General features: G+C 68.1%; 9 protein-coding genes. 4 read left to right on the forward strand and 5 right to left on the reverse strand.

Features of this window, described 5'->3' with window-relative positions; translation table 11 throughout:
• Positions 1–171 precede the first annotated feature (171 nt).
• On the reverse strand, positions 172–2,337 hold the full coding sequence (locus ACMGFI_RS01195; RefSeq protein ID WP_436906764.1) for an ABC transporter substrate-binding protein: 2,166 nt from the start codon (positions 2,335–2,337) through the stop codon (positions 172–174).
• 782 nt (positions 2,338–3,119) lie between these two features.
• A complete protein-coding gene (locus ACMGFI_RS01200) occupies positions 3,120–4,295 on the reverse strand; it encodes a mandelate racemase/muconate lactonizing enzyme family protein (RefSeq protein WP_436906765.1) in 1,176 nt (391 codons plus the stop codon).
• Between the two features lie 121 nt (positions 4,296–4,416).
• On the opposite strand from ACMGFI_RS01200, the gene ACMGFI_RS01205 reads away from it, so the two are divergent.
• The 3 genes from ACMGFI_RS01205 (at position 4,417) to ACMGFI_RS01215 (ending at position 7,934) form a co-directional block, all read left to right on the forward strand.
• Positions 4,417–5,178 (forward strand): IclR family transcriptional regulator, encoded by a 762-nt coding sequence (locus ACMGFI_RS01205; RefSeq protein ID WP_436906766.1) that lies wholly within the window; start codon positions 4,417–4,419, stop codon positions 5,176–5,178.
• A gap of 190 nt (positions 5,179–5,368) precedes the next feature.
• Positions 5,369–6,238 (forward strand): fumarylacetoacetate hydrolase family protein, encoded by an 870-nt coding sequence (locus ACMGFI_RS01210; RefSeq protein ID WP_436906768.1) that lies wholly within the window; start codon positions 5,369–5,371, stop codon positions 6,236–6,238.
• A gap of 199 nt (positions 6,239–6,437) precedes the next feature.
• Positions 6,438–7,934 (forward strand): alpha-N-arabinofuranosidase, encoded by a 1,497-nt coding sequence (locus tag ACMGFI_RS01215; RefSeq protein ID WP_436906769.1) that lies wholly within the window; start codon positions 6,438–6,440, stop codon positions 7,932–7,934.
• A gap of 152 nt (positions 7,935–8,086) precedes the next feature.
• Here ACMGFI_RS01215 and ACMGFI_RS01220 read toward each other — a convergent pair whose 3' ends face one another.
• Positions 8,087–8,734 carry a TetR/AcrR family transcriptional regulator gene (locus tag ACMGFI_RS01220; protein WP_436906771.1) on the reverse strand — a complete coding sequence of 216 codons (648 nt, stop codon included), beginning with the start codon at positions 8,732–8,734 and terminating at the stop codon, positions 8,087–8,089.
• 89 nt (positions 8,735–8,823) lie between these two features.
• Between ACMGFI_RS01220 and ACMGFI_RS01225 the strand changes: the two genes are divergently transcribed.
• A complete protein-coding gene (locus ACMGFI_RS01225) occupies positions 8,824–10,737 on the forward strand; it encodes a glycoside hydrolase family 127 protein (RefSeq protein ID WP_436906772.1) in 1,914 nt (637 codons plus the stop codon).
• A gap of 336 nt (positions 10,738–11,073) precedes the next feature.
• Here ACMGFI_RS01225 and ACMGFI_RS01230 read toward each other — a convergent pair whose 3' ends face one another.
• Positions 11,074–11,865, reverse strand: coding sequence for an IclR family transcriptional regulator (locus ACMGFI_RS01230; protein ID WP_436906774.1), 792 nt, complete (start codon positions 11,863–11,865; stop codon positions 11,074–11,076).
• A gap of 146 nt (positions 11,866–12,011) precedes the next feature.
• On the reverse strand, positions 12,012–13,103 hold the full coding sequence (locus ACMGFI_RS01235; RefSeq protein ID WP_436906775.1) for a Gfo/Idh/MocA family protein: 1,092 nt from the start codon (positions 13,101–13,103) through the stop codon (positions 12,012–12,014).
• Positions 13,104–13,297 lie beyond the last annotated feature (194 nt).

Below are 13,297 nucleotides of genomic sequence, written 5' to 3' on the forward strand. Positions count from 1 at the left end.
TGCGTATAATATGTTCCGGCGTTCGGAGTCGGTGACAAGGAGCGGTTCGGGACCCGGTACCGCAGGGGTGGCGGGCGGTCGGGTCCGGGTGACGATCCGGACGTCCAGCGAGGGCGGGCCCGGAGGAGTGTCAGCGGGGTGGCGCCAGGCGGGGCGGGCGGCTCGACGGCGTCACTCCGGCGGCTGGAACTCGGTGTCGTAGCTGGCTTCGACGAGGCCGCCGAGGACCAGGGCGGTGCTGATGCCGAAGCCGCGCTCGTAGTCGAGGCCGCGTTGGCCGGGGTCGGGCCACTCGAAGTCTCGGACGTTACCCCAGGCGCCCCAGTTGTACTGGTGGAACACGAAGTGCGGGAGGTAGTAGTTGTAGTACCGGGCGCAGGTTCGGTACAGCTCCTGGACCTCTTCCTCGGACTTGCCGGGCTCGCGGATCTCGTGGACGATGCTGGCGAGGTCGATCTCCTCGCCGTCGGACAGGTCGGGGTTGATCCCGGCCTCGTCGGGCGCCTCGATCGAGCCGACCTCCGAGGGGATCTCGACCTGCAGGGGCTTGCCCTGGGCGTCCATCTCGGTGTCGGGGTCGACCCGCTGGGAGGGGGCGTCGGCCTTGCCCATCACGAGGGTGCCGGAGACCCAGCCGGGGCTGGAGTTGTAGTAGCCGAACGGCTCGCCGTAGCCGTGCCAGAAGATCGAGGAGTCGTAGTTGAGGCCGTTCGACGCCTTGAGGTTGTTCGACCAGGTCGACCACCCCTGGCTGGAGAAGTTGACGCCGAACCCGATGTTCGAGAGGTTCGCCCGGATCGTCTGGGCGGCGCCGGCGTAGTCGGCGATCGACGAGGGGAAGATGACGTCGATCTCCGCGGCGTTGCCGTTGGGGTCGACCCACTGGCCGCCCTGGTTGCTGTAGCCGCCCCGTCGGAGGTACTCGGCGGCCGCCTCGGTGTCGGACTCCATCGGCCACGCGTGGAGGCTGTCGAGGAACTCCCCGGAGAACACCGACTGCGACTGGGCGTCGAGCATGTAGGTGTGGTTCTCGATGGGGACCGACCGTTCCGGGCCCCAGCCGTTGGCTCCGGCCGCGTTCCAGTCGATGGCCGCGACCAGCGCGCGGCGCACCCAGAGGTTCTGGAGGTGCGGGTTGTTCCAGTTGAGCCGCCACTTGTCGCCGCCCGTCGAGCGCAGCCACCGGGTCAGCTCCTGCATGTGGTCGGGCAGCGACTCCCGCGAGTAGAGGCCGTTCGGCGCGACGATGTTGCCGTTGAGGTCGAGCGCACCGTTGCCCGCGAGCGTCTGTCGCCGCTCGCCGTCGCCCCACTTGATCGTCAACTGCGGGACGTTCGTGTTGGCGGCGTTGGGGTGGGCGGTCTCCGTGTCGCCCGCGCTGGCGGCGGCCTCGTCGCGCAGGCGCAGCGTGAGCTCCGCCGACCCGATGTCGTCCGCCGAGCGCAGTTCGTAGGGACCGCTCCCCCACCCGTTCTCCATGAGCCGCTGCAGCGAGATGCGGTCGCTCACCAGTTCGTCCGTCACCGACGAGACCTGGTCCGTGCTGCCGGCGTCCCGATAGCGTTCGAGATACGGCTGCGTGAAGTCGGGGTGGATCGGCATATCCCCGTCGTTGGGCGCCGCCTGCGACTCGAGGACGTGCCTCGCCTGCGGGTTGTCCGGCAGGCCGTCGCCCCCGTCGGGGTTCCACCAGTGGTACTCCCACTGACTGGCCGCCTCCTGAGTGAAGGCGGTGTCCTCGGTGAACTTGTTGCCCCCCTGGAAGTAGTCGACGTGGAAGTGCGTCTCCCGGGCCTCCGCGTCGAGCGGGTCCCCGTTCCAGTAGGTCGCGCGGTCGTCGTGGCTCTCGTAGACGTCGTACGGCGGGTCGATCTCGTACCCGCTGTACCAGGTCATGATCGAGGCGCTGTCGGTCCGGGGCTTCCACGGCGTCTCGATCTCAACGCCGCTGTAGGCCATCTGTCGCGTGTGAACGTTCTGCAGCGCCTGCAGGTCCGTCATGAACGCGACCCCGGTCGTGTTGTCCTGGGGCGCCCAGACGTTCGCGTCGAACACGCTCGGCGAGTTGGCCTGGAAGACCCGGACCTCCTCGGTCACCGGGTCGCCCAGCGGCGTCGGACTGTCCGTCTCCGTCTCGGTGTCGGCCGGCGGCTCCGTCCCGTCGGCCGGCGTGGCCGTCGGTGTCGCCGCGGACCCGTCCGTCTCGGTCGGCTCGTCCGTCGAGCCGTCACCGCTCCCCGATGGACACCCCGCCAGGCCCACCGCGCCCATTCCGGCCAGCAACTGTGCGTACTGCCGACGTGACAGCTGGTCACGCAGGTTGGTACTGTCCCGCATACTAACCACCGTTCCCCGGACGGCACATAAACTTTTTCACGGAGGCTGTCCGGCTCGACGAGCGGATGACCCGGCGTGCGGGACTCCGACGGCGCGGCCCTCGTTTCATACTGTGAAATACGGGCGCGGATCCGGCCGCGTCGATCCAGCCCAGGCGGACCGCTCGCGAGTCGACAGGCGCGACCGGCGACCATCGATTCCAATATTATACTCGTAATTCACCTGCGCAGGAGCGGCGCGACGCCACCGGCCACGGCGCAGATCGTTTCAGTATATGATACACCGTCGTGAGTCGTCGACTCCCCGCGGGACCGACGCTCGGGAGAACAGAATTCCGGTATGATCGGATCCATCGTTTCATGCCCGATATGCCAAATTCGCACCGTTTCGGGGCTGTGCTGTACCCGGTACGAACCCCCGCGGTCGCCCCCGACGTGAGCGATCCGATCGGCGACGAAAGCCGTCGGGTTGAGCCGGGAACGGGCGGCACACGCGCTCGTCCTCCGTGCGCCGGGAATTACAATCCTACTCGTGTAATCAGATCGGCCCGTCGCGAGGACCCTCATGCGGTCCGATAATATCGGACTAGATGGTCGGAACGGCCGAGTGCGGAGGGGCGCGGACGAACGGGGAGGGTCACAGCCCTGTGGGCTCGCGGGCGATGCTCCCAGGCCGTGTCGAGTTCCTCCTCGACTACGAGCCGAGAGACGGGCGAACGGCTACGGACGGGCGCCTCCGGTTCGACGGTCGAATAGAGGAGCCGCTCGATCCTTACCGCGCGGTCACCGCAGTTCGTCGGCGCGCTTCTCCCAGTCCTCCTCCCAGAGGTCGATCGTGTGGACCGCGTCCTCGGTGTACTCGTGTTCGCGGACCACGTCCATGTCGAGTTCGACGCCGTAACCCGGCCCCTCGGGGACCTGGACGGAGCCGTCCTCGACCTTCAGCGGCTCTTTCAAGAGGTCGTCGACCCACGGCTCGTCGTAGGTCTGGAACATCTCCTGGATGCGGAAGTTGGGGATGGAGGTACAGAAGTGCGAGTAGATGGCGCCGGCGACCGGTCCCTGCGGGTTGTGCGGCGCGATGTCGACGTGGTCGGCCTCGGCGAGCCCCGCGATCTTCTTGCCCTCGGTGATGCCGCCCGTGTTCATCAGGTCGGGCTGGAACACGTCGATGTCGGTGCGGGTGACCAGCTCGAAGAAGTCGTACTTGGTCATGTGGCGCTCGCCGGTGACGACCGGGATGGGGGACTTCCGGGCGACCTCGGCGAGGCTGTTGATCGAGTCCGGCGGGCACGGTTCCTCGTACCACGCCGGGTCGAACTGGTCGAGCTTCTTCGCGATGTCGACGGCCTGAGCGGCCGAGAAGCGGCCGTGACACTCGATCAGGAGTTCGACGTCCGGGCCGACGGCCTCGCGGACGGCGCCGACGATGTCGACGGCGTGGTTCTTCTCCTCGGTGGTCATCGACTGCCAGGCCGTACCGAAGGGATCGAACTTCATCGCGTCGTAGCCGTCGTCGACGACGCGCTCGGCGGCGCGGGCGAACCCCTCCGGCTCGCCGTCGGCGTCGGTGTACCAGCCGTTGGCGTAGGCGCGCAGCTCCTTGCCGTGGACCGGGCCGCCCAGCAGGTCGTAGACGGGCTGGTCGAGCACCTTGCCCTTGATGTCCCAGCAGGCCATGTCGACCGCCGAGACGACCGTCGTGTTGATGACGTTCTTCGAGAACCACTCGTCGCGGTACATCTCCAGCCACAGCGACTCCGTGTCGAACGGGTCCCGGCCGACGAAGAAGTCCGACATCTCCTCGATGGCCGCCGCGACGGTCCGGGGCTTGTCGTGGGTCGTCGCCTCGGCCAGCCCCGTCACGCCCGCGTCCGTCTCCAGCCGGACGAACACCCAGGGCTTCCACGGGTTGGCTACCAGGTACGTCTCGACGCCGGTGATTTCCACGTCTGACATACTCAGTCGAGTAGCGCCCGAGAGTCGACTTAAAATTGCCGGTCCGGGCCGAACGTCTCCGGCCGCGACGCCGTCCGACGATGCCGGACGATTAAAGAGGGATCGTCCCCGTGTGTCGAGTATGCACGCCGAACGCGACCCGCCCATCAAGTCGACCGCGACGAGCCTCGACATCGTCGAGGCGGTCCACGCGATGGGCGGCGCGACGCTCTCGGAGGTCGTCGAGCAGTTCGAGAAACCGCGGAGCACGGTCCACGACCACCTGAAGACGCTGACCGACGCGGGCTACCTGGTGAAGGACGGCCGGGAGTTCCGCGTCAGCGTCCGCTTTCTCAACCTCGGGGGTCGCGCACGCGCCCAATCGGAGCTGTTTCAGGTGGCGGAGGCGGAGGTCCGCGAGCTGGCGGGCGACACCGGCGAGCACGCCAACCTGATGGTCGAGGAGAACGGCCGCGGGGTCTTCCTCTACAAGGTCAAGGGCTCGCAGTCGGTCCACCTCGACACCTACGAGGGGATGGAGGTCGACCTGCACACGACGGCCATGGGCAAGGCCATCCTCTCGGAGCTCCCCCGGGAGAAACGGGACGCCATCGTCGACGAACACGGGCTCGAGCCGGTGACCGCCGAGACGATCACCGACCGCGAGGAACTGGAGACGGAACTGACGGAGATCCGCGAGCGGGGGTACGCCGTCGACAACGAGGAGCGCGTCGACGGGGTCCGCTGTGTCGCCGCCCCCATCACGACCGAGGACGGTGTCGTCGGCGGCGTCAGCGTCTCCGCCCCGAAGAGCCGCATGAACGGCCAGCGGTTCGAGGAGGAGATCCCCTCGGAGGTGCTCAGCACCGCGAACATCATCGAGGTCAACCTCCAGCACGCCTGAGCGGCCGCCGCCAGCCGCCGTGTGTGGTGCCCTCACACGACCATCCGATATCGTCGGACGCAGTGGCGGTCGGTCTGCTCCGCGAGGGTGGCCCGTCGGTCCCACCGAGTCAGCCCGTCGACGGCGGTCGACCGGAAATGAAACCGATTCGATAGCAAAGTTTATGCTGACGAACTCACGATGAGGCTGTATGCGTTACTACCGCAGCGATCGGGGCGGATCCATATCGCTGATCGCAGCAGACGAGTCGGCCGCGTACGACCTCTCGGGGACCGAGGCGGGGCCGACGTCGTTTCTCGAACTCGCGTCGGCAGCGTCGCTGACCGACGGGACCGTCGACGACGTGGCGCGGGGGCTCGTCGACGAGGCGCCGACGGTCGAACTCGCGGCGGTCGAGGACCACCTCGTCCGGCCGCTGGACCCCGACGAGGTGTGGGCGGCCGGCGTCACCTACTCCATCAGCCAGGAGGCCCGCCAGGAGGAGGGGGGACTCGCGGAGTCCTACCTGGAGGCCTACGAGGGCGACCGCCCGGAGGTGTACTTCAAGGCGACGCCGAGCCGGACCGTCGGTCCGAACGACCGCGTCGGGATCCGCGGCGACTCCGACTGGGACGCCCCCGAGCCCGAGATGACGATCGTCCTCTACGACGAGGAGATCGTCGGGTTCACCGTCGGCAACGACATGTGCAGCCGGTCGATCGAGCGGGAGAACCTCCTCTACCTGCCCCAGAGCAAGATCTACGCCAAGAGCTGCGCCATCGGCCCCTGCATCGCCACGGGGGAGACGGTCGGGGACCCGCTCGACCTGGAGATGCACATGTCGATCGAGCGCGACGGCGAGACGGTCTTCGCGGAGGGGACCTCGACCGCCGAGCTGGTCCGGACCTGCGAGGAACTGGTCGACTACTACACCCGCTACAACGAGGTCCCCGAGGCCAGCGTCCTGCTGACCGGCACCTCGATCATGGTCCCCGACGACGTGTCCCTGGAGGAGGGCGACGTGATCCACATCGAGATCGAGGACATCGGCACTCTCACCAACACCGTCGAACAGCTGTAGCCGAAGCTCCGGGCTCGCCCGCTACCCGGACGGGGACGTGTCGGCCCGAACGGAGGCGTACCGGCGCGGACGGAGGCGTATCCACCCGGAGGAGGACGCATCGACCCGAAGGGAGACGCATCGCCGGACTGCGGGGGCGTCCAGGCGGCCCCGCCGACCGATCGTTTTATAATATCGCTATCGGATACCATACGACTGCATGGCAAACGCCCGCGTTACGGTCCACACAGAGGCAGGTATCGACCGGGTCGAACCCGAACTCCACGGCCACTTCGCCGAGCACCTCGGGCGGTGCATCTACGACGGCATCTACACGGACGACTCCGTCGACGAGGACGGCTTCCGCGAGGACGTGGTCGAACTGCTCGACGAGCTGGAGATGCCCGTCCTGCGGTGGCCGGGCGGCTGTTTCGCGGACGACTACCACTGGGAGGACGGGGTCGGCCCCGTCGAGGACCGCCCCCGCCGGCGCAACCTCTTCTGGGGCCAGGGCCGCGAGATGGTCCCCGAGGAGTCCAACCGCTTCGGCACCGACGAGTTCCTGGGGCTCTGCGAGCGCGTCGGAGCCGAACCCTACCTGGCCGTGAACGTCGGCTCCGGCGACCCGGGGGAGGCCGCCGACTGGGTCGAGTACTGCAACTACGACGGCGACACCGAGCTCGCCGACCGCCGCCGCGCCAACGGCCACGAGGACCCCTACGGCGTGCGCTACTGGGGCATCGGCAACGAGAACTGGGGCTGCGGCGGCAACATGGGCCCCGAACAGTACGCCGGCGAGTACCGCCAGTTTGCCACCTACGTCGGCTCGATGGACGGGCAACTGCTCGACGACGACCTCGAACTCATCGGCTGTGGCTTCTCGAACCACGAGTGGAACCGCCGGTTCATGGAGGACATGACCGACGGTATCTGGCTCTCCGACATGCAGATGGACCACCTGACACTCCATCACTACTACGGGCGGACGATGTCGATCCTCGACGGTGACGCCGAGGACTACGACGAGTTCCTCATGGGCGCGCTCGCGCTCGACGACCACGTCGAGCGCATCGCCGGGACGATCGAGGCGACCGCCTCGACCCGAAACGTGGGCGTCATCGTCGACGAGTGGGGCGCCTGGCACACCGAGGCCGACCCCGGGACCGGCCTCGAACAGCCCGGCACGGTGCTGGACGCGCTGTCGGCCGCCGCGGTGCTCGACATCTTCAACGACCACGCCGACGTGATGACGATGTCCAACATCGCCCAGACGGTCAACGTGCTCCAGTGTCTCGTCGAGACCGACGGCGACGACGCCTTCAAGCGGCCGACCTACCGGGTCTACGATCTGTACGCCCCCCACAAGGGCAACGAGGCCGTCACCACGTCCGTCGAGACGCCGACCCGCGAGGTCGACGACGGCGAACTCCCGCTCGTCGGCGCCTCGGCCTCCGTCGACGACGACGGCGAGGTGTACGTCACCGCGACGAACCTCGACACCCGCGCGGCCCACACCGTCGAGTTCACCGTCGAAGACGCGACGGGCGACGACGTGGACGCCTCGGTCCTCTTCGAGGGCCAGGAGCCGGACACGGTCGTCGACGCCGACAACGCCGACGCCTTCGCCGCCGACGACCTCGACGTGAGCGTCGACGGCGACGGCCGCGTCACCGCCGAACTCGAACCGGGCACGGTCGCCGGTATCTCCGTCGAGTAACCGGCGGTCGGAGCCGGGGGTTGGAGCCGGAGGTTCGGATCTCTGATCTTCCGCGTCGGGACTGGGGAGAACTTCGTCGAGCGGCCGTACCTACGGTAAGGCGGGATCGGAGGGTCGAAGCCGAGGTGGTCGTGCTGTATTACGCTGTGGCGTCAGTTCCGTTGCTTGCTGAAGTCGCCGCCCTGATACTCGCCGACCTCGCGGTCGACGGCGAGGAGGTCGTGATCGATCCACCGGGCGATGCCTTCCCGCATTCGGAACGTGGCACGTTCGACACCGAAGGTAACCTGCACCGTCCGGGCACCGACGAGTGACGTGTACATGATGTGAGCGGTCTTGTGGGGGTTGACCTGCCGGAAGAGACCGGCGTCGGCGCAGTCGACGACGATCGCGGCGATCGTCGCGACGTTCTCGTCGTAGCGAGCCGAGAGTTTCTCGCGGAACTCGTCGTTGTGGGCGGCCTGAACCCGCAGTTCGGTGATCGCGAGCGCGAACGTCTCGCGCTGTTCCTCGCCCGGCTCGATGACGAACCGGTCGACGAACTCCACGAGACGAGCGAGCGGGTCCTCGGTATCGGACTCCCGGAGGCGTTCGCGCCGCCATCCGATAGCCTGGTCGAGAAACGCGACGAGTAACTCCTCTTTCGTGTCGTAGTGATAGTGGAGGAGTGACCGGCTCTTGTCGAACTCGTCCGCGATGTCCTGCATCGTGAGATCCGCGTAGCCGTGTTTGCACAGCGCGCTGTAGGTCGCGCCCATGATGGCGTCGTGAGTTTGGTCGGCCGCTTCCGCAAAACTCATACAGCCAAGTCAACCTCCTAATTGAATAATGTTTCGGCGATCGAGATCAGCAGGGTTATGTTTTCGCTGGCGCGACACTCCGCACTCTCATGCCCAGCCAGTACACCGTCGGCGTCGACGAGGTGACCGTCGACGACCCCTTCTGGTCGCCGTGGATCGAGCGCAACCGCGAGGTGACCATCGAGTACCAGTACGAGCAACTGGAGGAGTCGGGGACCCTGGAGAACTTCCGGCGCGCGATCGAGGGAAAATCGGGCGGCTTCCAGGGGATGTGGTTCCAGGACAGCGACGCCTACAAGTGGCTCGAGGCGGCGAGCTACGAGCTCGCGAAGGCCGACGACCCCGACCTGCGCGAGCGGGTCGACGAGGTTATCGACCTGGTCGCCCGCGCCCAGGAGGACTCGGGCTATCTGAACACCTACTTCCAGCTCGTCGAGCCGGACAACAGGTGGACGAACCTCAACATCATGCACGAGCTGTACTGCGCCGGCCACCTGATCGAGGCGGCCGTCGCCCACCACGAGGCGACCGGCGAGACCGCACTGCTCGACGTGGCCGTCGCCTTCGCCGACCACATCGACGACACCTTCGGCGACGAGGTCGACGGCGTCCCCGGCCACGAGGGGATCGAACTCGCGCTGGTTCGGCTCTACCGGGTCACGGACGAGGAGCGATACCTCGACCTCGCGCAGTATTTCGTGGACCTCCGGGGCCACGACGACCGCCTGCAGTGGGAACTCGAACACTCCGCGGCGATCGGCGGGGCCTCGTGGGACGACGGGGCGCTGATCCCCGCCGAGGGCGGGGGAAGCCTCCTGCTCGACGACGAGGGCGAGTACGTCGGCGCGTACGCCCAGGCGCAGGCGCCCGTCCGCGAGCAGGAGGCCGTCGAGGGCCACTCGGTGCGCGCGATGTACCTCTACGCGGGCGTCGCCGACCTGCTCGCCGAGCGCGACGACGCGGAGCTGCGCGCGGCGCTGGACCGGCTGTGGGCCAACATGACCGAGAAGCGGATGTACGTCACCGGCGGGATCGGGTCGGCCCACCGACACGAGGGGTTCACCGAGGACTACGACCTCCCGAACGAATCGGCCTACGCCGAGACCTGCGCCGCCGTCGGGAGCGTCTTCTGGACCCAGCGGCTGTTCGAGCTCGACCCCGACCCCGCCTACGCCGACCTGGTCGAGCGGACGCTGTACAACGGCTTCCTCGCCGGGGTCGGGATGGACGGCGAGGAGTTCTTCTACGTGAACCCCCTCGCGAGCGACGGCGACCACCACCGCAGCGGCTGGTTCACCTGCGCCTGCTGTCCCCCCAACGCCGCCCGACTGTTCGCCTCGCTCGGCCAGTACTGCTACTCGACGGCCGGCGGCGAGCTGTACGTCACCCAGTACGTCGGGAGCCACCTCTCGACAGCGGTCGACGGGACCGCCGTCGAACTCGACCAGGAGAGCGCGCTCCCGTGGGACGGCGAGGTGACGCTCGATATCGAGGCCGACGGGACGGTCCCGGTCAGCCTCCGGATCCCCGAGTGGGCCGCCGACGCGACGGTCACCGTCGACGGCGAGGAAGTCGACCACGACGGGTCCGGGTTCGTCCGCCTGGAACGCGACTGGGGCGGCGAGCGAGTCGAGCTGACGCTGGAGCAGACCGCCGAGTTCGTCGCGGCCCACCCCGCGGTCGAGGCCGACGCCGGTCGGCTGGCCGTCGAGCGCGGCCCGCTGGTCTACTGCGCCGAGGCCGTCGACAACGAGCGGCCGCTCCACCACTACGCCGTCGACGAGACCGGGGAGGTCGAAGCGAGCCACGACGCGGGCCGGCTCGACGGCGTGACGGTCCTCGATGTGGACGCGACGGTGCCGGATCCCGACGGGTGGGACGGGGAACTGTATCGCCCGGTGGATGAAACCGAACGGGAGAACACTGATCTCGAACTGGTCCCGTACTACGCCTGGGACAACCGCGACCCGGGCGCGATGGCGGTCTGGTACCGCCGGGCCTGACCCCTCTCCCCGGAACATAATTTTTTCTAGAATAGATTTAACTCGTTCCCGCTTCGAATCCGGGTCGGCAGGCACGTACCGACCACTGTCAGACCGAATCAGCCCTACATCCCCCCGTAGGACGCCGTCTCCACACCCGGTACTACGACCATGCGTCGCGGATCGCCTGCCACACTTCTCTCTCCCCTCTCTGCATACCGACGGCGCATACCGGAGTTAGTGCCCCGAATAGTTCGCATCACAGTATACATTGGAATATGATAGTTAGGGCTCGTAGATGGGTGAGACAGGGGCTCGCCGGCGAGGCGAGCGGAAACCGACTCGAGCGGGGGAGACTCAGAGCGCGTCCGACCACTCGGAGTAGGTGGTGTTGAACTCGACGACGCCGACGACGTTGCGGAGCTGGGAGGGGATCTCCGAGCGGAACCGGTCGTCGGGCATCCGGTCGACGGGAGCGGAGACGCTGATGGCGCCGAGCAGATCGCCCGAGCGGTCGGAGACCGCCGAGGCGACACAGCGGACGCCCTCGTCGCGTTCCTCGTCGTCGAAGGCGACGCCGCGCTCGCGGATGGTCGAGAGGGCCGCGCGCAGCTCCTCGGGGTCGGTGATCGTGTCGGGGGTCCGCCGGGGGAGCCGGTGGTCCGCGAGGAACTCGTCGAGCCGCTCCTCGGGGAGCTCCGCGAGGTAGGCCTTCCCGGCGGCCGTGCAGTGGGGGTCCTCGACGGTGCCGGCGTAGGTCGGCGGGTCGTCGACCGCGTCGCCGGTCGCCTGGTAGAGGGTGATCGCGCGGCCGTCGCGGACGACGACCAGCCGGGCCTGTTCGCCGGTCGCCTCGGCGAGGCGGTCGACGTTCGGCTTGGCCACGTGGTAGATCCGCTCGCCCGTCCGCGCGGTCGCACCGAGCGTGAACAGCCCGAGCCCGAGCCGGTAGCGGCCGTCCTCGGCGCGGAGATACCCGTCGTCCGCCAGCGTGGCGAGGTAGTGGTGGACGGTGCTCTTCGGGAGGTCCAGCGCCTCCGCGAGTTCCGTCACCCCGGCGCTGTCGCGCTCGCGCACCGCCTCGAGGATCCGAAAGGCCGTGCCGACCGAGGCGATCCGGTCGCCGCCACGGGTGTCCCCGTCGCTCATGTCCGTGACTGTCGCGGCCGACACTTAACCGTGTCCCGCCGGCCTGTCGCGCGACCGTCGGGCGGACCGTCAGCCCGTCAGTGGTATATCGGCGCCGCCGTCGGTCGGCCGGCGTCCGTCGGCCGGTGAGATCGCGGTCCTCCGGGTCAGGCCCGCCCTCGGTCGGCGGCCTCGTAGATGCGGTCGACCACGCGCTGGACGGCCAGCGCCTGCTCGGCGGTGCAGCGGTCGGGCGACTCGCCCGTCTCGACGGCCGCGAGGAAGGTGGCGAGTTCGTCCCGGAACGGGTCGTTGGCCGGCGGGACGAGCTCGCTGTCGACGTAGTGGTCGACCACGTCGCTGCGCACCTCGTAGAGCCGGAAGTCCCGGTGCTGGCCGTCCGAGGGGTCGACCGACTCCAGCGGGGTCGTGATGTCCAGCGAGACGCCGGCCTCGGTGCCGCGGATGTTGTACTCGTGGCGCCGCCGGGCGTTGGCGGCCCACGCGACCTCCAGGTGGGCGGTCCGGCCGCCTTCGAACTCGCAGAAGGCGGTCGCGGAGTCCTCCACGTCGTACATCTTCGCCTCGTCGTCCTCGCCCCACATCTCCAGGTAGGCGTAGTCCTCGCGGTCGCCGAAGTCCGACCGCGTGGTCGCGACTACCTCCTCCAGGTCCGGCCAGCCGTAGAAGTCCAGCACGAGGTCGACGACGAACGACCCCACGTCGATGAGCGCTCCCCCGCCAGCGATCTCCCGGGAGGTGTACCACGTCCCCAGCCCGGGGACGCCCCGGCGGCGCATGTACCGGGCGTCGATGTGGGTGACCTCGCCCAGTCGGCCGCTCTCGGCGTAGGCCTTCGCCAGCCGACAGCGGTTGCGAAACCGGTGGAAGTAGCCGCACATACAGATGCTGTCGGTCTCGTCGGCCCGCTCGACGATCCGCTCGGCGCTGGCGAGATCGTGGGCCAGCGGCTTCTCGATCAGCACGTCCAGCCCGGCGTCGAAGGCCTTCAGCGCCGCGGTCTCGTGGAACTTGTTCGGCGTCGAGATGATCGCGGCGTCCACGCCCGCCGCGAACAGCTCGTCCAGCCCCTCGTACATCGACGCGTCGTAGCGCTCGCGGAAGCGCTCTTTCGCCCGCGGGTCCAGGTCCACCGCGTGGACCGTGTGGCCCAGCTCCTCCAGGAACTCCGCGTGGGTCTCCCCGTGCTCGCCCAGCCCGACGAGTCCGATGTCCATGCGGGCGGCGTCGTCGTCCATAGCCCACCCTCCGGGCGGACCGACGTATGGGTTTTGGTCACCGCCACGACACTGCGGTCACCTCGCCGATAGTATCTTTCTTCAAACCACTCCGCCTAATAAACAGTTAACTTATGATTTTCAAGGCGTTTCGACGCCCGGCGGATATCGGCCGAGGCGGCGCGCGGCGGGGTGACCGGGAGGGAAACGTTGAC

The sequence above is a fragment of the Halosimplex marinum genome, from assembly GCF_051414075.1.
GTDB lineage: Archaea > Halobacteriota > Halobacteria > Halobacteriales > Haloarculaceae > Halosimplex > Halosimplex marinum.

What these genes read in the sequence shown, in the direction of transcription:
- ACMGFI_RS01200 (WP_436906765.1), bottom strand. Translation starts at nt 4,295, where the DNA reads ATGTCAGACGTGGAAATCACCGGCGTCGAGACGTACCTGGTAGCCAAC.
- ACMGFI_RS01235 (WP_436906775.1), bottom strand. Translation starts at nt 13,103, where the DNA reads ATGGACGACGACGCCGCCCGCATGGACATCGGACTCGTCGGGCTGGGC.
- ACMGFI_RS01210 (WP_436906768.1), top strand. Translation starts at nt 5,369, where the DNA reads ATGCGTTACTACCGCAGCGATCGGGGCGGATCCATATCGCTGATCGCA.
- ACMGFI_RS01205 (WP_436906766.1), top strand. Translation starts at nt 4,417, where the DNA reads ATGCACGCCGAACGCGACCCGCCCATCAAGTCGACCGCGACGAGCCTC.
- ACMGFI_RS01225 (WP_436906772.1), top strand. Translation starts at nt 8,824, where the DNA reads ATGCCCAGCCAGTACACCGTCGGCGTCGACGAGGTGACCGTCGACGAC.
- ACMGFI_RS01195 (WP_436906764.1), bottom strand. Translation starts at nt 2,337, where the DNA reads ATGCGGGACAGTACCAACCTGCGTGACCAGCTGTCACGTCGGCAGTAC.
- ACMGFI_RS01230 (WP_436906774.1), bottom strand. Translation starts at nt 11,865, where the DNA reads ATGAGCGACGGGGACACCCGTGGCGGCGACCGGATCGCCTCGGTCGGC.
- ACMGFI_RS01220 (WP_436906771.1), bottom strand. Translation starts at nt 8,734, where the DNA reads ATGAGTTTTGCGGAAGCGGCCGACCAAACTCACGACGCCATCATGGGC.
- ACMGFI_RS01215 (WP_436906769.1), top strand. Translation starts at nt 6,438, where the DNA reads ATGGCAAACGCCCGCGTTACGGTCCACACAGAGGCAGGTATCGACCGG.